The 19,398-nt window shown below is 60.3% G+C and carries 13 protein-coding genes; 3 read left to right on the top strand and 10 right to left on the bottom strand.

Going from position 1 to position 19,398, the window contains the following annotated elements:
* Positions 1-51 precede the first annotated feature (51 nt).
* The 4 genes from RCJ00_RS06080 to RCJ00_RS06065 all read right to left on the bottom strand — a co-directional run bounded on the left by RCJ00_RS06080 (position 52) and on the right by RCJ00_RS06065 (position 7,085).
* Positions 52-1,203, bottom strand: coding sequence for a histidine-type phosphatase (locus RCJ00_RS06080; protein WP_316220888.1), 1,152 nt, complete (start codon positions 1,201-1,203; stop codon positions 52-54).
* A 172-nt stretch (positions 1,204-1,375) separates the two neighbouring features.
* Complete coding sequence (locus tag RCJ00_RS06075) at positions 1,376-4,141, bottom strand: TonB-dependent receptor (RefSeq protein ID WP_316220887.1); 2,766 nt, start codon at positions 4,139-4,141, stop codon at positions 1,376-1,378.
* Positions 4,142-4,353: 212 nt separating this feature from the next.
* Positions 4,354-5,982 carry a methyl-accepting chemotaxis protein gene (locus RCJ00_RS06070; protein ID WP_316220885.1) on the bottom strand — a complete coding sequence of 543 codons (1,629 nt, stop codon included), beginning with the start codon at positions 5,980-5,982 and terminating at the stop codon, positions 4,354-4,356.
* A 326-nt stretch (positions 5,983-6,308) separates the two neighbouring features.
* Positions 6,309-7,085: a class II glutamine amidotransferase gene (locus RCJ00_RS06065; RefSeq protein WP_316220883.1), complete on the bottom strand. Its 777-nt coding sequence runs from the start codon at positions 7,083-7,085 to the stop codon at positions 6,309-6,311.
* Positions 7,086-7,266: 181 nt separating this feature from the next.
* On the opposite strand from RCJ00_RS06065, the gene RCJ00_RS06060 reads away from it, so the two are divergent.
* A complete protein-coding gene (locus RCJ00_RS06060; protein ID WP_316220881.1) occupies positions 7,267-9,150 on the top strand; it encodes a glycine betaine ABC transporter substrate-binding protein in 1,884 nt (627 codons plus the stop codon).
* A complete protein-coding gene (locus RCJ00_RS06055; protein WP_316220880.1) occupies positions 9,147-9,962 on the top strand; it encodes an ATP-binding cassette domain-containing protein in 816 nt (271 codons plus the stop codon). The genes RCJ00_RS06060 and RCJ00_RS06055 overlap by 4 nt, the downstream gene beginning before the upstream one ends.
* An 11-nt stretch (positions 9,963-9,973) precedes the next feature.
* On the opposite strand, the gene egtB is transcribed toward RCJ00_RS06055, so the two are convergent.
* The 6 genes from egtB to RCJ00_RS06025 all read right to left on the bottom strand — a co-directional run bounded on the left by egtB (position 9,974) and on the right by RCJ00_RS06025 (position 17,919).
* Positions 9,974-12,142, bottom strand: coding sequence for an ergothioneine biosynthesis protein EgtB (gene egtB, locus RCJ00_RS06050; RefSeq protein WP_316220878.1), 2,169 nt, complete (start codon positions 12,140-12,142; stop codon positions 9,974-9,976).
* A 51-nt stretch (positions 12,143-12,193) separates the two neighbouring features.
* The gene (locus RCJ00_RS06045) at positions 12,194-12,568 is read right to left on the bottom strand and encodes a DUF427 domain-containing protein (RefSeq protein ID WP_316220876.1); all 375 of its coding nucleotides are present in this window, start codon (positions 12,566-12,568) and stop codon (positions 12,194-12,196) included.
* A gap of 236 nt (positions 12,569-12,804) precedes the next feature.
* Positions 12,805-14,841, bottom strand: coding sequence for a glycoside hydrolase family 2 protein (locus RCJ00_RS06040; RefSeq protein ID WP_316220874.1), 2,037 nt, complete (start codon positions 14,839-14,841; stop codon positions 12,805-12,807).
* 20 nt (positions 14,842-14,861) lie between these two features.
* Entirely contained in the window at positions 14,862-16,466 is a 1,605-nt protein-coding gene (locus RCJ00_RS06035) for a DUF5605 domain-containing protein (protein WP_316220873.1), read from the bottom strand.
* An 82-nt stretch (positions 16,467-16,548) separates the two neighbouring features.
* Positions 16,549-16,890, bottom strand: a complete 342-nt coding sequence (locus tag RCJ00_RS06030; protein ID WP_316220871.1) for an L-rhamnose mutarotase — start codon at positions 16,888-16,890, stop codon at positions 16,549-16,551.
* Positions 16,891-16,896: 6 nt separating this feature from the next.
* The gene (locus tag RCJ00_RS06025) at positions 16,897-17,919 is read right to left on the bottom strand and encodes a LacI family DNA-binding transcriptional regulator (protein WP_316220870.1); all 1,023 of its coding nucleotides are present in this window, start codon (positions 17,917-17,919) and stop codon (positions 16,897-16,899) included.
* A gap of 300 nt (positions 17,920-18,219) precedes the next feature.
* On the opposite strand from RCJ00_RS06025, the gene RCJ00_RS06020 reads away from it, so the two are divergent.
* On the top strand, positions 18,220-19,398 hold the full coding sequence (locus tag RCJ00_RS06020) for an aldose 1-epimerase family protein (RefSeq protein WP_316220869.1): 1,179 nt from the start codon (positions 18,220-18,222) through the stop codon (positions 19,396-19,398).

The following is a 19,398-nucleotide window of genomic DNA, read 5'->3' as shown; positions in this document are numbered from 1 at the left end:
CTTAAGTCAAAATTTTTATCCGAAACGTGCGTCACACGTTTCAGAAAGCGCTCAATTATCAAGGCGCATCCGATCGTTCATCAGGGATGTAAACCTTTTTAACGGGCAAAGGGCTTGGCCGTTGACCGTGCAGGTCTTCATCCGGAGCGTTTGGACAACGGGCGGATGCTGCAAATCCAGAGGCGTCAGAGTGCGCAATTGGTCGAGCGTTTGCGCCTGATATATGACACGCACATAACGCTTGCCGGTCTTTTGCGATTTCAGAACCTCAAAGCCGATCGCGCCACCCACGGGCATATCCTGATAGCCATAGCTGTCGATATGGAAATCCACCCCGACAAGCGCCGCCAACGCGGCGATGTTGTTGTCATGTCCCACCAGAAGCGTCACGGGTGGCGCCTTTTCGGCTGTAAGCGTGTCGAGGATGCGGCGGCCCATCGGGCCGGCGACGCGCGGGGCCATGTAAGGGGAGCGCACGTAAACGTCGAACAGCAGGCCGTGCAGGCGCGAGATTTCGCTGAGACGCGCCCGGCTGGCGCGCCCCCAACCCACCTGATCGAGGGGCAGGCCTTCGATATACTGCAATATAAGCACTTCGGCTGTGCCTGAGGTCGTGTCAATCGGACCAGTCAGGCTTATGCCGCGCCCATCGGCGCCGATTTTGACATCGCCGGGAACAGAGGCCAGATCGCAGGCGGGCTGGGTGTGGCGGCAATCCAATATGTCTTCTAGCGTGCGAACCGCCTGACGATGCGGCGCCATCAGTTTGTCCGCGCTGCCAAACGCGGCCTTAAAAGACGACAGGGCGGCGGCGGGATCGTAGGGAACGGCCTTTGCCTCTACCGGCTCGAACAGGGGGTCGTGTGCGTCGGCGGCCAGGTGCCCGACCGGCACGGCGCACCCTGGCGCCAGCCCTTCCGACAAGGCGTTGCCCGATGTGATGGTGCGTTCTTCCTTATTGGCCCAGATATTTACCTGCGCGGCGGTCGCGCAACCGTTTGACGGCAAAAGCCCTTCTTTCGTCAGCCATAGGCGATCATAGACGCCCAATAGTCGCATCCCCTCCTTGCCGTGGGGTGTCAGAAGGCTTTCAGGTGTTGACCAGACGGGCCAGGCGTCATGCGACAGGCTTTCCTCGGCTTCGCCCTTTAGCGGTGCACGCACGCCGTGACGATACAGCATGACGACGCGTTCCAGCTTCATATGTGCGGCCGCCGGCCTGGCGCAGGCGGGGGCAGTGACACAAAGGGCCATGAGCCAGACGAGAGACAATTTACAGGCCAGGCGCATGGGATACTCGATCTAAAAATATGGGTAAAAAATAGATATCCCGCCGCTCGGGCTTGAGAGGCCGAGCGGCGGGACAGGGTAGGCCTTAGTACTGATACTTCAGCGTAACCAGGGTGGTTTGGCCCGTGTCAACGATATCGTTGATGGTGTAGGCCTTCTTGCCGACATGCGACCAGTAGCTGTAGTCCTTCAGCAGGTTGGCTACGGACAGGTCGAGTTTCAGATGCGGGTTGATGGTATAACCGGCATGCAAATCCACGCGGCGGGCCGGCTTGATCCACAGGTCCTGGCCAGCGATCAGGGCGTAATCGGTCAGATAGGCGCCTTTGTAGTTCCAGTTCAAGTCAACGCTCAGGCCGTGTTTCTCATAGAAGACCGAGGCATTGGCCAGCCATTCAGGGGCATTCTGGATCGGCTTGAACTGGCCCGAGCCCATGTCCGCACCGAGGTCCACCCGCGTCCATTGGCGAGTGGCATTCATGCCCAGGCCGAAGCCGGACAGCCAGCCCGGCAGCATGGAGAACTTCTGACGCAATTGCGCCTGAAGGCCAGTTACATGACCATTGCCGCCGTTTTGCGGTTGGGTGGTGATAACCTTGCCTTCGGTGAGGGTGGCGGTATTGAGATAGTTTGAGCCGTTGTCGTAGATATAGTGCGACAGGGACTTGTAATAGGCGCCAATCATGGCGTGACCGCCCGCGCTGTTGGTCCATTCGGCGGACAGGTCGTAGTTGACCGCGTCGATGGCCTTCAGATTCGGGTTGCCCATGCTTATGGTGGTCGTACCGTCGGCAGAGATCGAGGTGTTCGATCCGCCACCCAGCTGCGTAAAGGGCGGACGGGTGTAGGAGGTCCATACCGAGGCGCGATAGACTGCGTTTGACGCCGGACGATAGTTCAGGAACAGGCTCGGCAAGAACTTGTTATAGCGAACGTGATTGGTTTCGAAATGGCCGTCCTGTTCGACGCCGGCTTGTCTCGGCGTGACCCAGTAGGTGTTGTCAATCTGGGTGTGCTCGTAACGGGCGCCCGGAATGACTTCCAGGTTGTTGAAGAGGTAATTCGCGGTCAGATAGGCGGCGCTGACGTCTTCGGTGCCCTTCTGCGTGTTACAATTCAGATTGTTGATCGTGTTGTTGGAGCAGGTATCAAGGCTCGCGTCGGTTTTGAACTGGTAGAAGTACTGGAACAGCTTGGCCTGATCGACCTTGGGGGCGCGGATATTGTAAACGCCCGGGAAGACGCTGTTATAATAGTCCGTGGCAAGGCCCAAAGAGGACCAGGTTTCGCCGCCATGTCCGAGAGAATTGGCAAAATGGTCGTTCGTCCAGTCGATATTGGAAATGGCCCGGCGGCTTTCGGTAAACTTGAGGCCGGTCTTGATATATTGCAGCGCGCCGCCGTCCGCATCGTAGCGGGCATCAAAGCGGAAGCCGTCCTTGTCCTGCTTGGACAGGCCTTGGGTTAATTGGCCCGAACGACGGGCGAGCAGGGCGGTTTCCGAATTGTTCAGATCGTTATAGATCTGGGTCGTGTACAGCGGAATGGGGAAGCCATTGTTGTCATAGCCGATGGACAGGCCCCCCAGCGGACGGTTCGAGCCATGGTTGAAACGGTCGCTTTGGTTGATGCGCGCCGAGGCCTCGATGTGGTCAGGACGGTCATTCTGGCCGTGGCTATAGAAGGCGCTGGATGACAGGGTCCATTGGTCAAGGCGCTTTTCACCGCCCACGGTGAAGGTCGACAAGATCGCCTTTTCCGGATTGGTTTCGTACCAGACGCGCGTCGAGATCTGATCGACACTCAGGCCATAGCGGTCTGTGGTGCCAATCTGGGCGTGGCTCTTGGAGGCGCTGACATATTGCACCAGGGTGGAGTTTTGCTCGGTATCGGCACGGGCATAGGACGCGCGTGCGTAGAGATCGGTGGTGTCATCCAGCTTCCAGTCGAACGACATATTGCCGCCCCACCGTTTGGTCGAGCCGGTCGATACGCCGATGTTCAGGCCGGTCTGGGCCAGGTTGGCGGCTTTGTCGATACCCGGATAGGAATTGCCTTTTGCGTCGGTGACCAGATAGTCCCAGCCGCCGTCATTGGTGGCCGACATGACGCCGGCTGATTCCGAGTTGGCATAGCTGCGTTCATCGTAGAAGGCGCTGACGTAAATGCCCAACTGGTCGTGATCGCCGAACTTGTGGGAGAATTCACCCGCGACGCCGCCACCGGTGCCGTTGTCACCGTAGTCACGGGCGCGGCTTTCGAGGCGGCCGGAGACGGTCAGGCTGGCTGAGGTTTTCTGGCTGAAGTTAAACGCCGTCGGCGTGCGGAAATCTACCGTGCCGCCAATCGCATCGCCGTCCATGTCTGCGGTCGAGGTCAGGTTGACGACGATGGTTTGCAGGCCGGAAGGCGGCAGCAGGCTGAGTTGGACGCCGCGCGAATAGGGCATGCCTTGAGCGACCGAAACACCATTGATCAGGTTGAGGTTATATTCGCTGTTCATGCCGCGCAGTGAAATGAACATGCCTTCGCCCCGTGAGGCGCCGTCGATGCCACCAAAGAAGGAGTGGCCCGTGTTCATGACGTTAACGCCGGGCAGTGTGCCCAGGGCTTCGGCGACATTGTGAACCGCCGTGTGGTCCAGATCGTCCTTTGACAACGCGGTGATCGTATTTGTCGCCTTCATTTGTGCGCTGATGGCTTTGTCGCGCGTGGCGTATACGGTGACAACCGTCGTGCCGTCGTCGGTCGCTTTGGTGTCGGATGTCTGGGTTTGTGCCTGAGCGGCGCTATAGCTGCCGAAGGCCATGGCTGACGCCAGCAGCGCCAGTTTGAATGTGTGCTTTTTCATCTTTGTCCTCGTGTGGGTAGATGGCGGCTTAAGACCGCTCCCCAGGACAAGTGACGCAGGCGATTTCACATCACGCAGATTTTAACAAAAAATTCACATGGGGTGGTGGCGGTGGAGACTATGGCTCACTCGAAAGTACCGCTTCCGCAAATGCATGTGGCCACCCCGCATAAACACGAGGTAGCCACAGGTCTCTACTAAACAGGTGTTTTTTAAGCGACCTTGGACACGCGTATGAAATCGTCCATTTGTATCTGGAGCATGCCTGCCTGCTGCGCGAGTTCGCTGGACGCACTGAGCATTTGGCTGGCAGCGGCGCCTGTCTCTTCCGCCGCCTGAGCGACGCCGACCATGTTCTCTGTGACGCTGCGCGTTCCAATCGATGCCTGGCTGATAGCCTGCACAATTTCACCAGTTGCTGCGCTCTGCTGCTCAACCGCGACGGCAATATTATTCGATGCCTTTTGGATATCGCCGATTGTGCCGTGGATCGCTTCGATGGCCTCAACAGCGCGGCCGGTTGAGCTCTGGATCTGGGTTATCGTTTTACCGATTTCCGTCGTGGCGCGGCTTGTCTGCGTTGCCAGTTGCTTCACCTCCGAAGCGACAACCGCAAAGCCGCGTCCGGCTTCTCCGGCTCGCGCCGATTCAATCGCAGCGTTCAGCGCCAGCAGATTGGTTTGGCTGGCTAGATTGGAAATAATGTCGACCACATCGCCGATGCCGGTTGCAAGCTGTTTCAATTCGTCGACGACCTGCATCGCCTTGTCGGCTTCCTGTACAGCATGGGCCGAAATTTCAGTTGAACTGTGTATTTGCCGACCTATTTCTGTAATCGATGCCCCCAATTGTTCGGCGGCTCCGGCAACGGATGTGACGTTGCTGCCTGCCTCCTCCGCCGCGCTGGAAACGGTCACGGATTGTGCGCTGGTTTGATGAGCCGAGGCGCTCAACTGGGTTGCGGTTGCCTGCATCTCGGTTGAGGCCGAAGATACGACCGTAACGATACCGTTGACCGACCGCGCCATTTCCCGAGAGCGCAGGCAATTTTCGCGAAACACTTCCAGCCCACGGGCGATATCGCCGCATTCGTCCTTGCGATTGACGCCTAGGATACTGATGTCCAGCTTGCCGTCAGCCAGCTCTCGCAGTTGCGTCACTGTTTTCATTACCGGTGCGGCAATGCCGAAAGTAGCGAGCAGGTACCCCCCCGCGAGGCCTATAATGATGCCAACGATTGCCACGATCAGCATCGCGATGCCAGCCGCGTGGGCTCGCCGGCTCTGTTCGGCCGCCGTCTGACTGCCGATGGAGTCTGCCGCGTCAGCAAACGAATCAAGCTTTTTCGTGAAGTCATCGGCTACGGCGCGGCTCTTCTTTACATGGGCAAGCATGTCTGCGGCGCCGTCTGCCAAGGCCTGCTGTCCTTCGTGTGTTTCGGCCAAGGCGAAGGTCATCTCGCGAGAGGCCTTGTATTGGTTATAGGTGGCCTTGATTTCGTCGAGCTGACGCCGCTGCGCGTCATCGGTGGCCATGGACATGGCCGCGTTCAACTGCTTTTCAAACTTGGCGTCGCGATCGACATTTGTTTGGCGAATCTGCGCCACCGTGCCGTCAGAAAAATCGGTCATGGCTCTGTATTCTGAGCGGTTCATGGCCGCCGCCAAGGCCGACATCCGCGCCGATGCTGTGGCGGTACTGTCGTCCTTGTCGACTTCGACGATGGCGCGGCCAAGTTTATCGATTTGAGTTACGCCGAATGCTGCAACGCCTCCGGTCAGTGTTACGAGTACGCCTACAAGGGCTAACAATTTGGTTTTAATCTTTACGCTACTTAACATGCTCGCCTCCTCCACAAGGCATAACCTAAGGTTGATCATTATGGTTCAGAAATGGTTAAATCAGAGGGCGACTAAACGAAAATTACAACACATGGTTATATGATACCGGTGGCGCACCGTTGCGGCCGGCATCCTCCTCCCCTAACTTGTCGGATTTGCTTTATTCCGGCCACCTAAGAGAACGTCGCGTCAAACAAGACGCCCTTAGCCACGGGTTCATACGAATTATTACGGGCGTGGCTCGCGTCAGGCGGAGTACCTCAGCCAGCCGGTGCAAAGCTTTCTGCGTCAGGTTCAGGGCGCCTGATCCTACGCGTTCATCCCGGCTATTTCGGTGTGGCGCTGACGTGTTCACCCTTACGGATGACAAGGGTGGTGTGGGGCGGGACCGGCGTCCAGGTTTCGTTGCGCGTCAAGGGTGTAGACGCCAGGATGATCACCCGGTCGTCGGGCGTGGTTTCCTTGGCGAAGTCCACTTCCAGATCATCATCGATCAGGCTGGCCGGGCCAAAGGGGGCTTTGCGTTCAACATAGCACAGCTTGGTCGAGCAACTGGCGTAGAGGGAGCGGCCGTCACTGAGCAGCGCATTGAACACGCCAAGCCCGCGCAGGTCGGCGAAGAGGTCGGACACGGTCCGCGCCAGTTTGCTGTCGGACGGGCGGCGCGGGTATAGTGCTCTGAGCTGATCCAGAAGCCAGCAAAAGGCGTGTTCGCTGTCGGTGGTGCCGATGGGCAGATAGTGGCCGAGTTTGCGCTTCTTTATGCCTTTCAACTGACCGTTGTGGGCAAAGCTCCAGGCGTTACCCCATAGTTCCCGCGTGTAAGGGTGCGTATTTTCGAGCGATGTCTTGCCACGGTTCGCCTTTCGGACATGGGCGATGACCATGAGGCTCTTAATCGGGTAGGCGCGTATAAAGCGGGCCAGCTCCGATTGGGCGCTTGGATTTGGGTCATGGATCGTGCGGCAGCCCTTGTGCTCGTAAAAGCTGATGCCCCAGCCATCCGTGTGCACGCCGGTGGCGCCGCCTCGCAGCGCCAGCGCGCTGAAGCTGAAACGGACATCGGTCGGCACATTGGCGCTCATGGCCAAAAGCTCGCACATAAAAACCTCCTTGAAGGCTTTCGGTGTCGCTTCTTATGGCGCGATTGTAAACCGAGAAATGCTACATCGTACGGGCAGGGGACCTATACAGGCCTATCCTAAATAGAACAGCGCGTGCCGTTCGACTGAAAGCGCGCCACCCGCCCTTGACCTTGGTGGACGATGATGGCCTCATTGCCATATGAAGAGCATGGCCGGCATGACGCGGATATTGGTGATCGTATGGCTTTGCCTGGCGTCGGGCGTGGCCGCGGCACAGCCATCTTCGTGCCAGACCGGCAAGGCCGTCATGTTTGCCGGCTTGAACTGGGAAAGCGGTGAATTCCTCACGGCTGTGCTGCGTGAAATCCTGGAACGCGGATACGGTTGCAAGACCGATTCCCTGCCCGGCAACACAGTTACCCTGGAGCAGGCCCTTGCGAATGACGATGTCCAGATCATCGCCGAAGAATGGGTCAGCCGCAGCGACACCTGGAAACGGGCCGCCCAAGCTGGGACCGTGCGCGCCGTAGGTCATCCGTTCGTCGGCGCGACCGAAGGCTGGTATGTGCCGGACTACATGGTGGCGGGCGAAACCGCACCGGCGGCGGGGCTGCGCGACGTTCCGCAACTGTCCCAACCCCGCTATGTCGCCCTGTTCCGCGACCCCGAACAACCGGCCAAGGGCCGATTTTTAAACTGTCCCTCGGGCTGGACGTGCGAAGGCGTCAACAGTGCCAAGTTGCGCGCCTATGGCCTGGACGGGCATTATGTCGATTTTCGTCCCGGCACCGGACCGGCCATGGATGCGGCCATTGTTTCGGCTTACGCGCAGAAAAGGCCGTTGCTTTTCTACTATTGGTCGCCCAGCGCCATTGCCGGGAAGTTCAACCTGGTCCGGTTGCATGAGCCGCCCTATTCCGAACGCTGCTGGTCGGCTCTGACCAGCAAGAGCGGCAAGCTGGCCGGCGGATGTGCCGCGCCGCAAGCCGATATTGCCTATGGCGTTTCTACCGCCTTCGCTGAAAAGTCACCGGATGTGGTAGCCCTGCTGAAGCGCGCGACGGTGCCGCTCGACATCCTCAACGCCAATCTGGTCGCGATCTCTGATAAGACCGCCGATCCGCGTCAGCAGGCGGTGATTTTCCTCAAGTCCCATCCTGAGGTTTGGCACAGCTGGGTCGATGCGCCGACCGCGCAGCGCATTGATACCGGACTAGAACTCACCGCCGTGAAAGCGAAATCGAACTTTCCTCAGGGGCTGACCGTCTCCATCCGCCAACCGGTAAATACGGCTGTCGATCGGCTGGTAAAGGATCATGGCGGCGCCTTCCGGGTGGTATCCGACCTGATGCTGAGCATGGTGCTCGGCGTGGATGCAGTACTGGGGTGGCTGCCGTGGTGGCTGCTGATCGCCGTCGTTGCGGCGTTGGCGTGGCTGGGGTCGCGACGCCTGTGGCTGACGGCGGTTGTCTCTGTCCTCTTGTTCGGCATCGGCGTGCTGGGCTTGTGGGATCTGATGACACAGACCCTTAGCCTGATGATCATCGCCTGTATCATTGGCCTGATCATCGGTGTCCCCGCCGGTATCGCCGTTGCCAAATCGCGCACGTTTCGCGCCATCGCCATGCCTGTCTTGGACGTTATGCAGACCATGCCGGGCTTCGTCTATCTTATCCCTGCGCTTATGCTGTTTGGGCTGGGCAAGGTGCCCGCCATTCTGGCGACGGTCGTTTTCTGTCTGCCGCCGATGGTCCGCCTGACCGCGCTCGGCATCGAACAGGTCGACCGTGAGATCCGAGAAGCTGGTGAGGCTTTCGGCCTGACGCCGTGGCAAATGTTGCGCAGCATAGATTTGCCACTGGCCCGTCCGGCGATCATGGCCGGCCTCAATCAGATGATCATGCTGGCCCTGTCCATGGTGGTTGTGGCCTCCATGATTGGCGCACGAGGATTGGGGGAACAGGTTCTGAACGGCATACAGACGCTCGACGTCGGTCAGGGGCTGGAAGCCGGCATAGGCATCGTCATCCTGGCCTTCGTGCTTGACCGCGTGACCCAGGGTTTTGGGAAGGCGGGCAAATGAAAATTGCTGTGCGCGACATCAGCAAGGTGTTTGGCCAGCGCGATCAGGCGGCCTTATCCATGGCGCGCGATGGCGCGACCAAGGCGGATATCCTGGCGCGGACGGGCTGCACCCTGGCCTTGCGCGACGTTACCCTGGATATTCCGTCCGGCGGCATCTTTGTCCTTATGGGGTTGTCGGGATCGGGCAAGTCGACACTTGTGCGACATCTCAATCGTCTGATCGAGCCGTCGGCGGGTCAGGTTCTGTTCGATGGCCGCGATATATTGGCGCTCGATCCGCCGGCCCTGCGGGCATTTCGCCGACACACAGTCAGCATGGTGTTTCAGGGCTTTGGCCTGCTGCCGCACCTGTCGGTGCGCGACAATGTCGCCTTCGGGCTGATTGCGCGCGGGGAGTCGAAGGCCGACGCTTTCGCCAAGGCTGCGCACTGGATCGCTACGGTCGCGCTCGTCGGCTATGAGAACGCCCTGCCGGCGGCCTTGTCCGGCGGCATGAAGCAGCGTGTGGGCCTGGCGCGCGCGCTGGCGACGGATACCGACGTGATTCTGATGGACGAAGCTTTCAGCGCGCTCGACCCTCTGATCCGCGCCGAGATGCAGGATCTGTTGCAGGGTTTGCAGGCGCGGCTGGCCAGGACCATCGTCTTCGTTACGCACGATCTGGCTGAGGCGACACGCCTGGGCGACACCATTGCCATCATGAAGGATGGCGAAGTGGTGCAGGTCGGCGCGCCGGCGGATATCCTCAACGCGCCGGCCGACGACTATGTTGCGCGCTTCGTGACGGCGCAAATGCGCGCACCGCGCTGAGCTATCGCCATTCAGGCTTTTAGGCAGGCTTTCAGGCTGAAGACGGCGAATTCCGGAGCGGCGCTGACCCACACCCGTTCGATCGTGAAACCGGCCTCGGCCGCCAGGGCGCCGAAGCTTTGGGGCGTGAATTTGTGCGAATTTTCTGTGTGCAGGCGCTCGCCCGCCTTGAAGGCGAATGTGTGACCGGCGGCATGGACGATTTGGTCGACGCGGCTGACCAGATGCATTTCCATGCGCGCATATTCGGCATTCCAGATCGCTAGGTGATCGAAGGCGTTGAGGTCGAAAGTGCCCCCAAGTTCAGTATTGATCCGACGCAGCACATTCTTGTTGAATTCGGCTGTGACGCCTGCCGCGTCATTATAGGCCGCCACAAGAGTAGCCTCGTCCTTGACCATGTCGGCACCGATGATCAGACGCGCATCGGTCCCCAGCATGGCGCGCATGTTGCGCAGCAATTGCCGTGCTTCCGGCACTGAGAAATTGCCGATGGTCGAGCCGGGAAAGAAGCCGACCAGTGGCCGATCGCGCAAGGCATGGGGCAGGTCAACGACGGTGGTGAAGTCGCCGACCACCGGAGTCACGGCCAAGTCGGGATAGTCACGGTTGAGGCGCAAGGTGGCCTGGCGCAGGGCATCGTCGCTGATGTCGATCGGGACATAGGCGGTGATCTGCGGTGCGGCGTCGAGCAGCCGACGGGTCTTGTCGCTGGCGCCGCTGCCAAATTCGACCAGAACGGCATCCGCAGGTATGGTGGCAGTCAGCTCAACGGCAATGTCGGCCAGCAAGGCGGATTCGGTGCGGGTCGGGTAATATTCCGGGGTGCGGCAAATGGCTTCGAACAGTTCCGAACCGGTGGCATCGTAGAAATATTTCGGCGACAAGGATTTTTGCCGTGCTGATAAGCCCGCCACTACGTCGGCCGCAAAGGTGGCATCGTCCCTATCCGTGGCGGCCACACCGGCGTGAAGGTCGCGCACCAGGCGGACGCCTGACCGCATCCAGCGCTGTTCCGGCCGGAAGAAGTTGCGGTAGCTGGTCCGGACGTGCCCGGCCGGGGTAAAGGCGCAACCGCCGCGCAACACCATTTGGCCGCTCATGAACTTGCCATTATATTCGCCGACCGCACCGCTACCGGGCACAAAGCCGGGATAGGGCAGGTAGGCGCTGGCCGTCCATTGCCAGGCGACCGTATCGACCTGTTCCAATGCGCCGTCGCTGGCGGCGGCTTCCCACTCGGCTTCGGTCGGCAGACGCGCACCGGACCAACGGGCGAAGGCGTCGGCTTCATAAAAACTGACATGGGTGACGGGTGTATCCGGTGCGACGGGAACGGAGCCGCGCAAGGTCATCTCGCGCCAGCCCTCCGACGTGGCGTGCCAATAGGCAGGTGCTTGCCATCCGTTCGCCTGTACATGGGCCCAGCCGTCGGACAGCCACAGGTCGGCCCGTGCATATCCGCCGTCAGCCATGAAGGCCAGCCAGTCGCCGTTGGTCACCAGACGGTCGCTGATTTCGAACGGTTGCAGCCAGACCTTGTGGCGGGGCGTCTCATTGTCGAAGGCGAAACCGCAGCCGCTATGGCCTATGTCGACCAAACCGCCCGGACGCAACTGGAAACGTCCGGCGCGTCCGCCGTCGTCGCCGGGCCAATCGGGTGCTGCGGCCGGGCGTAGGGGCGATTGGCCAAACAGGTGCAAAATATCCATCAGCAGCAATTCCTGATGCTGCTCTTCGTGCGCGAGGCCAAGTCGCAAAAGATCAATCGTTGATTCGTCGATATCCGTCGCCAGAAGCGCCTGCATATGGGTATCGACATGGCGACGATAGGCGATGATGGCGTCCAGCGGTGGCCGGGTCAGCAGACCGCGTTGCGCGCGCGGCTGGCGTGGGCCGAGCGCTTCGTAATAGGAGTTGAACAGGAAAGCATAGTCGGGATCGAAGGGCCTGTAATGCGGCTGTCCGTTCAACAGGAAGGTTTCAAAAAACCAGGTGGTGTGAGCCAGGTGCCATTTGGCCGGACTGGCGTCGGGCATGGACTGCACCACCATGTCTTCCGGTGATAGAGGCGCCACCAGATCAAGAGTACGGGCGCGCAACGCGACGTAGAGATCAAGCAGACTGTCCTGTGGCGCGGCGCGCATCTGGCCGGGAATCTGGCATGGAGCGGTGTTCATGACGACTGACTTTCGTGGTCCGGACGTTTTGGGGTATGTGAGCAGGGCAGATCAGCGCTCGACAAGGGCGTCGATGCGATCTGGGTAGAAGGCAAGGTATCCAGCGATGTCACTGACGCTGGGGTAAGGGTCTTCGTAGGACCAGACGGCATTGACCGCCTTGTCACCGCCGGCGGGAATACTGAAATAGCTGCAATCGCCCTTGTAAGGGCAGTAGGTGGTATGATCGCTTGCGGCCAGTTGCGACATGTCGGTGTCTGCGCGCGGGATGTAGATCACTGGCGGGTAGCTGGCCTCTTTCAGGTTCAGCGCGCGATGTGTTTCGGCGATGACTCGGCCAGCGACGGTGACCGTCACATGGTGGCCGTTCGGCGTAATCGTGATGGGATGATCAGCGCCGGGAATTTTTACAGGCTTGTCGCTCACGTCGCGTCTCCGATGGCATCTGGTGGATGCATTATCGGTCATCGGGAAATAAAAATTCCAGCCGGACTATAAAGGAATTGCCGCCTGAGATGACCGCAATGGCATATATAGGCCCGTCCTGCCCAATTCTGACAGCAGCCAGCCTATATGGACACAGCGCGCCGTCCAGACGCAACAGGCGGCGACGGGATATCGGCTTTATGTCGTCGCCAATATCCCGTGTTCAGTCGGTCGCGCTATTGCGCGCCTGCGTAGACCCAGGTGACGCGGTCATGCAGGTCCTTGCCGGCAAAGGCTTCGATGACATTTTCCCCGTCACGCAGGTCGATATCCCAGGTCGCGATATGGTCGGTCACGGGTTTGGCCCCGAGGGGGTGGCCATTCAGTGACAGGCGTACCTCGTCCATGTTGGAATAGACTTTCACCGTGACATGCCGCACGCGCTTATTGGTGTCGCGCGGGCTGGTGATATGGATCATCCGCTTTTCCGCCCAGTTGGCCTGGTACCAGTAATAGGCGTCCTTCTTCGTCTTGCGGTCCTCGGTGATCAGCCCTTTGTCGTTGATGGCCGGGCGGTCGCCTTCGTTGCGACGGAAGGACGGGAAATCGATGGCTACCCAGATGAAGTTCGACCACAGATAGGGGCGGCTTTTCAAGATGTTCCAGTTGGCTTCGTGATACAGGGCCTGATACTGCTCTGGGTGCCAGTAGGCCTGGGGGATGACGGCTTTGGGCGGGTCTTCCTGATGCAGGATACTGGCGCCGGCGCCGTATTCGCTGACCCCGAAAATGCGGTCGGGATATTTGGCATGCAATTCGTCTGCCCATTTGCCCATATCGGCGAAGCTGTTGCCATACCAGCCGAAATACCGGTTATATGAGGTGACATCGCTGTGATTGGCCACGGCGTCGTCATCGGCCAGGCAGCAGTGGGCATAGACGGTGAGGCGCGACGGGTCCATCTCCTTTGCGGTCGATTGCAGGGCCGCCAGCACCGGATTCGGATCGGGCTCGAGATGGCGGATTTCATTGCCCAGGCCCCACAGGGCGACCGACGGATGGTTATAGTTTTGCGCGATTAGTTCGCGCATCTGCTGCACGGCATTATCCTGGAAGGCCTGGCCGGCGCTGATTTCGTCGACCAGAGGTGCCTCCGTCGTGATAAGTATGCCCATGCGGTCAGCGTCGTCATAGACGCGCTGCGGGTGCTGCATATGCGCCAGCCGCAACGCCGTGACACCCATCTCGTTCATCAGGGTCATATCTTCGTCGATATCGGCATCGCTGACGGCGGTGCCGCGTCCCTTGCGCACCGGCTGCTGCATATTGGCGCCATAGGCGGCGTAGGGCTGGCCATTGAGCAGGAAGCCCTTGTCGCGGGTCACGGTCACGGTGCGGATGCCCAGCGGCACGGTGACGCTGTCGTCACCGGCATCAACCACGACGGTGTATAGGTATGGGTCCTTGCGGCCCGCCCACAGCCTGGGGCGACTGACCTTGAGCGCCTGCTCAACCGTCTCGCGGCTGGCCGGGGCCAATGTCCGGGAGGTAGTGGCCGTGGCGACGGTCTTGCCGTCGGCATCGACTATGCGGGTCCGGACCTGCACCTTGGCCGTTTTCGCGGTTTCATTGCGCAGCAAAACGCGGGCGGCAATATCCGCCTTCGCCGTGGAGATCGTCCTGGTCGTGACGTAGACACCCGGGCCGCCGTGATCCATCAGGTCGATATGGACGCCACCGGTCGTGATCAGGGACACATTGCGATAGAGGCCGCCGAATATGTTGAAATCGCCGGTGAGCGGTGCGATCTGCGGTGCGCGGCTATTGTCGACGCGGACCGCGATCAGGTTGTCGCCGGCCTTGAGCGCCTGGGTGATATCGAAGCGGAACCGGGCATAACCGCCTTCGTGGCGGCCGATGCTTTCGCCATTGACATAGACGTCGGTGGTGAGCGCGGCGCCATCGAATTGCAGGATGTAATGCTTGCCCGCTTCGGGTGTCAGGGTGAGCTGATGGCGATACCAGGCCGGACCGCGATAATAGACGCCTTCCGGCTCGCCGCGCGACTTGTCGCCGCCCTGATTGGCATCGCCGGCATTGAAGGTGTGGGGCAGGTCGACCGGCTGCCAGCTATTGGCGTGAAAGTCCACCTGGCGGGCGGCCGGCACGTCTGCCTTGATGAACAGCCAGTTTGCGTTGAGCGATCTCTGTTCGCTGGCGGCGGCGGGCAGGGCGAGCAGGGCCAGGCCGAGGATGAGGGCGAAAGGTTTCATGGGCGTTTCCGATTATGGTCTCAGGCGGCGATGCGGACGAGGCGCACGGCCATCCACGGCTTGCCGGGCAGGGTGATGACGGGGCGGGCGGGGTCATTGAAGTCGTAAGCGTCTTTTTTGGCTAAGGTGAACGCGCCATCGACCGGGGTCACGGTCATGTTCCAGGTGTCGATAATGTCGGCGCGGAATTTTTCCCCGCCGGTAAGACCGTTCTTGGGCAGGCTTAGCGGCCATTGCGTCGGCGTCTCTTCGCCGAAATAGCGCAGATAATACTGGCCTTCCTTGCCGCCGAGATGACGTTCCCACCACTTGTCGATCGGGTCGATTCCGCTATCGGGACCTTCGGCCATGATCTGTTTCAGGAAGGCGATGCGCCGCCAGCTTTGGCCGAGCAGCGTGCCGCCCTGACCGAGCCACGAACGATCCGGTCCGCTCTTGTCGGCGGTGAAGGTTTCGGAATGGCCGACATAGGTGCCGCCGATCAGCCCGTGCCAGAACCGCATGAGCAGTTGTTCGCCGCTCAGATTGCCCCAGCGCGCCGCTATATCGCCTTCGTAGCAGACTTCGTCGAAGACGACTGGCTTCTCCCAGACGCTGCGATAGGTTTCGGCCGTGCGGTCATCGAGCACGGCTGAGCCGTTCTGGACGCTGGAATGGGTTATCCAGGGCTTGCGGTTATCGTAGAGGACCTTGAGGTTGTGGATCGAGCGCAAGCGGTCGTGGGCGTCTTCGGACTGGATCAGCCGGAACAGGTGGTCGATATCATCGGTCGTCTTGGTCTTGATCAGGTCGAATTCGTTGGCGAACGACCACCAGACATTGCGATAGGCGGACAGGCGGGCGATCAGGTAGCGCAGATAGCGTTCATCCTGGGCGCGGGTCATGTCGGAAAAGCCGCGCTTGGCGTCATAGGGCTGGTAGATGATGATATCGGCTTCCACGCCGATGGCCAGCAGGCGAGCAACGCGGTCTTCGAACCGGCGGAAATAGGCTGGATTGAAGCGGGTCCAGTCCCAATCCCTGTCGCCCGGGCCCAATCGTTCGAAGGGGTAGATGGCTTCGGCGGCGACATTGGGGAAGACGCACATTCTGATCTTATTAAAGGGCGAGGCGGCCAGGGTGGCCAGGGTCTGATCGCAGCGGGCATCGGATTGTTGTGCCCACGAATAACAGGTGGTGCCGATAGGGGCGTAGGGCGTGCCGTCGGCATAGGCGAAGTGATACCCATGCGCCACGCGGACGGGGCCGTGATTGTCGCGCGACGGTGGGGCGGCGTCGAACGCGCCGGTCTGGTCATTCAGGGCTGGCGCATTGCTGACGGTCTTCCAGCGCCAGGTGCCGGCGTCCGGCGGGCTGAAGCGAATCCGATAGACGCCGCCACCGTCGTAAAACCCGCCGACCCGCACCACGGATCGGCCATTGGTGAAATCCGCCGCGATATCGACGTCGATGAACGGGTTGCCGGTATCGGGGCCGGTGAAGGTTAGTTCATGACAGCCCCAGCGCTCGGTAACCGGTGTTTTGGCGGTGGGCTTTACCGGCCGGGCATCCGCGGCGGTGAAGGCGCCAGCGGACAGGCCCGCCAGGGCGGCGGCGGACAGCAAGCTACGGCGAGAGAGTGTCATGTGGCATTTCCTCGTTTTTATAATACGTATTATGTTTTCACAAAGCGCCACGCCGCGCAAGTGTTTCCGGCACACGATGATGTCAGGGCTGCTCGGTCAGGCTATAGATGCGTTCCATTTCCAGCCAGGTCGATCCCTCAGGCCCGAAGGGCAGGGGTTTCTGAAAGGTGCGCATCAGGGCGTCCCAGGCCTGCACATCCGGGTTGTCGGCATCGCGCGCCGCTTTGGCGACGGGGTCGAATCCGTCCCCCTGGTCCATGATCAAGACCATCCGGTCCCCGACCAGGTAGATTTCCAGGTCCCGGATGTCGTCGGCGCGAATGGCGGCGGTGACGGCCGGTGGGGGCGCTCCGGCGGCGTGCCAGGCCCTGTAGCGCGCGATGCCTTCGGCATGGATGTCAACGGCGAAGACTTTACGAACCATGGGTTTTCATTCCGGGATGTTTTCCTTGAAAATCGCCTGGACCCGTATCGGCAGATAGGCCTTCAGCGTTTCGCCGCGCACGGTTCGCGCCAACTGGTCGATGGCGTCACGCGCTTCGACGTGTGGGTTCTGGTCGATTACCGCATCCATCGTGCCCGACAACAGGAAGCGCCGCGTGTGGTCGGTCAGTTCATGACCGATAAAAACGATCTGTTGGGCGCGGCCGCTTTCTTCCAGCGCCCTGGCAATGCCGCGGTTGCCGGCACCGATGTTGTAAATGCCAGCCAGGTCGGGATATTCGCGCAGCAGGGCGCTGGCTTCGGTATAGGCGGCCTCGTCGTCGTCATGCACTTCGCGCAGTTCGACGACGGACAGGTTGGCGTAGGATTCGCGCAGGATATGCCGGAAGCCCATCTCGCGCTCTTCATGGCCGCGGTAGGACAGGGAGCCTGCGAACAAGGCCAGCTTAGCGGGCGCGCGGGGCAGGAGCCGTCCCAGCAGGTAGCCGCTCAGGCGGCCGGCGGCGCGGTTATCTATCCCGATATAGCCTTCGCGCGGCACATTGGAGATGTCCGAAATCAGGGTGAAGACGACGGTCCCGGCGTTGCGCAACTGACGCAGGGCTTCGCGGACGACCGGATGGTCCAGGGCGATGACGCCCACGCCGGTCGACTGTCCGGCCAGCTTCAAAAGCGCATCGGCCAGGGCGTAGGGATCGAATCCTTCGATGAAGTGGAGGCGCAGGTCGATGTCGCCGCGATCGGCGCTGATCTCTTCCAGCGATCGCGCCAGATTCTGCATGAAGGTATTGGTGCCGTTAGGCAGGATGAAATCCAGCGTCACCGGGGCGCGGCTAATAGAGGTCTCGCCGGGCTGGCTGATATAGCCAAGCCGGGCCGCGGTTTGGATCACGATGTCGCGGGTGCGGTCGCGCACGCCGGGGCGCTTGTTCAAGACCCGGTCCACGGTTGCGGTGGAAACGCCCGCCTGCCTGGCGATGTCGATCAAGGTGGCACGTGTTACGGCCATTCGGCGTTCTCCCTGTACGGCCTAAGACTATGGCGATGAGTCTTGCGGCTTTTGACATCAAAATACATCGGATGGTCGTGCTGAAGTCAAGCGGTTTTACGAGTTGGTGACGAAGGTTATTTTTAGGGCTGATGTAGGTGCGGACATATATAATTGAATTTACTCATATAAATATACCATCGTGTGGATAGAGAAAAGAAATTACACATATGATGTATGATGATGTATTGACATCAAGTCCGATCGGTATATGACTTGTCGCCATCAAAAAAAGTCGCGTACAGGGATTGGAACCAGCGAATGGCTGAACTTTTCAAGCGAACCTACACGCGCCGCGATCTGGCGGCGCATACCGGACAGTTGTCGCAGTTCGCGGGCGTGCGCCTGATGACGCTGGGTGACGGTGTCGAACGCGGCGTGCGCCTGCTGGAATTCCGCACCGGGTCGGGATTGCGTTTCACGGTTTTGATCGATCGCGCCATGGACATCGCCGATTGCGAACATAATGGCCGTGCGGTCGGCTGGCATTCGCCATCGGGCTTCCGTCATCCGGGCCTGCACGAATATGAAGGCGAGGGCGGCCTGGGCTGGTTCCGTTCCTTTTCGGGGCTGATGGTTACCTGCGGGCTGGACCATATTCTGTTCATGGATGAGGATGATGCGGACCATTATGTCTACGGACCGCGCAAGAGCGTGAAGTCGTCTCTGCACGGCCGCGTCGGTACCATTCCGGCCCGGCTGACCGGCTATGGCGAGCGCTGGGAGGGTGACGTTTGCACCTTGTGGGCCGAGGGGGTCGTGCAGCAATCGACGGTGTTCGGCGAAGACCTGCACCTGATCCGCCGCATCGAAGCGACCGTCGGCAGCGACGAAATCCGTCTGCATGACCGCGTCGTCAATCACGGCTTTTACCGCACGCCGCACATGTACTGCTATCACATCAATGTCGGCCATCCGGTCCTGGCCGAAGGGTCGCGCTATGTCGCGCCGGTTCGCGATGTTATCTGGGCGTCCCATGCCGGTGACGATTACCGCAAGCAGGCCGTGGGCTATCGCAGGCTTCCCGCGCCGAAGATGAATTTTCACGAACAGGTCTGGCAGCACGACATGCAGACCGACGCCGACGGCCGGGTCAATGTCGCCCTGGTCAACGAAGCCATCGGTTTCGGTTTCGAAGTCGAGGTGCTGAAATCGCAGTTTCCGGCGATGTACGAATGGCAGAACCTTCAGGCCGGTCACTATGCCCTGGGTATCGAGCCGTCGTCGAACCATGTCTTTGGCAAGCCGTTTGCCAAGGCGCGCGATGAGTTGATCTGGCTCGAGCACGGCGATGAGCGGCGCTACGGCAGTGTCTTCCGCATTTTGCCTGATGACCGGGCCGTCGCCGACGCTGTCGCGCGCATCGAAGCGGTGGCGGTTCAGCCGGCCGAAGACTATCCGGCGCAATCGGGACATTTCCCGCCAATCGGAGGGCGTTGA

The organism is Asticcacaulis aquihabitans (assembly GCF_032490435.1).
GTDB lineage: Bacteria > Pseudomonadota > Alphaproteobacteria > Caulobacterales > Caulobacteraceae > Asticcacaulis.
Note: the sequence above shows the minus strand (reverse complement) of the source record. Positions and strands in the feature narration are given on the sequence as shown.